The organism is Finegoldia sp. P1-F-LS (assembly GCF_052932205.1).
This window is the reverse complement of record NZ_JBRFJH010000038.1, coordinates 1-346: the sequence shown is the minus strand read 5'-3', so window position 1 is coordinate 346 and position 346 is coordinate 1. Positions and strand designations below refer to the sequence as shown.

The following is a 346-nucleotide window of genomic DNA, read 5'->3' as shown; positions in this document are numbered from 1 at the left end:
ATACCCGAAGCCTGTGACCTAATTGAGGAGCAGTCGAAGGTAGGATTGATGACTGGGGTGAAGTCGTAACAAGGTAGCCGTATCGGAAGGTGCGGCTGGATCACCTCCTTTCTAAGGAGTGCTAACTCAATGAGTATTTACTTTAAGGTTCATTAAATTATGAACTTTTAGTTTTTATTAACTGAAGTTTGCACAGTCGATTAACAAATCGACATCTGAACATTGAAAATCGAATAACAGTATATATTTCCGGTCAAGAAACTAAGGGCGCAAGGCGGATGCCTTGGCACCAGGAGGCGACGAAGGACGTGACAAGCAACGAAAACCTCGAGTAGGAGCAAATATC

2 rRNA genes are annotated in these 346 nt (G+C 43.4%); both read left to right on the top strand.

From position 1 onward, the window contains the following. Window positions 1-111, top strand: a 16S ribosomal RNA gene (locus ACU68Y_RS09180); the annotation flags it as partial. Window positions 112-251: 140 nt separating this feature from the next. Further along, window positions 252-346 (top strand): 23S ribosomal RNA (locus ACU68Y_RS09175); the annotation flags it as partial.